The 1,255-nt window shown below is 65.1% G+C and carries 1 protein-coding gene; it reads left to right on the forward strand.

Annotated elements, in window-relative coordinates; genetic code table 11:
• The coding region (gene oprB, locus HMPREF2886_RS19230) for a carbohydrate porin OprB (RefSeq protein WP_019396298.1) at positions 1 to 1,255 on the forward strand (1,255 nt) is incomplete at both ends.

A 1,255-nucleotide genomic window follows, 5' to 3' on the forward strand; every position in this document is an offset into this window, starting at 1 on the left:
CCGAACTCGAAATGGATGCTCGGCGACTGGGGCGGCAAGCGCACCGAGCTGCTGGAGAAGGGCTACGACTTCAAGCTGGAGTACGTCGGCGAGGCGGCGGCCAACCTCGACGGCGGCTATGACGACGACAAGACCGGGCGCTACACCGACCAGTTCGCCCTGGGCGTGCACATGGACCTGGAGAAGATCCTCGGCTGGAAGGCCACCGAGTTCCAGTTCACCGTCACCGAGCGCAACGGCAAGAACCTTTCCAACGACCGCATCGGCGACCCGCGTGCCGGGCACATCAGCTCGGTGCAGGAGGTCTGGGGCCGCGGGCAGACCTGGCGGCTGACCCAGCTGTGGCTCAAGCAGCAGTACTTCGACGGCGCGCTGGACGTGAAATTCGGCCGTTTCGGCGAGGGCGAGGACTTCAACAGCTTCCCCTGCGATTTCCAGAACCTGGCCTTCTGCGGCTCGCAGGTGGGCAACTGGGCGGGGAGCATCTGGTACAACTGGCCGGTCAGCCAGTGGGCGCTGCGGGTGAAGTACAACTTCGCGCCGGACTGGTACGTGCAGGTCGGCGCCTACGAGCAGAACCCGTCGAACCTGGAGACCGGCAACGGCTTCAAGATGAGCGGCAGCGGGACCAAGGGCGCGCTGCTGCCGGTGGAGCTGATCTGGCAGCCGAAAGTCGGCGCCGAGCAACTGCCGGGCGAGTACCGGCTGGGCTACTACTACAGCACGGCGAAGGCCGATGACGTCTACGACGACGTCGACGGCCAGCCGCAGGGGCTGACCGGCAACGACTTCAAGTCGCGCGGCAGCAAGCATGGCTGGTGGGTGGTGGCGCAGCAGCAGGTCACTTCGCACAACGGCGATGCCTCGCGCGGGTTGAGCCTGTTCGCCAACCTGACCGTCCACGACAAGGCGACCAACGTGGTGGACAACTACCAGCAGCTCGGGGTGGTCTACAAGGGTCCGTTCGACGCGCGGCCGAAGGACGATATCGGCCTGGGCATCGCGCGCATCCATGTCAACGACGATGTGAAGAAGCGCCAGCGCCTGGTGAACCAGGTGAACGGCATCGACGACTACGACAACCCGCTGTACCAGCCGCTGCAGGACACCGAGTACAACGCCGAGCTGTACTACGGGGTGCATGTGACCGACTGGCTGACGGTGCGGCCGAACCTGCAATACATCAAGCAGCCGGGCGGGGTCGACGAGGTCGATAACGCGCTGGTGGCGGGGATCAAGATCCAGACGGTGTTCT

This window comes from Pseudomonas sp. HMSC066A08 (genome assembly GCF_001813025.1).
GTDB classification, from domain to species: domain Bacteria; phylum Pseudomonadota; class Gammaproteobacteria; order Pseudomonadales; family Pseudomonadaceae; genus Pseudomonas; species Pseudomonas aeruginosa.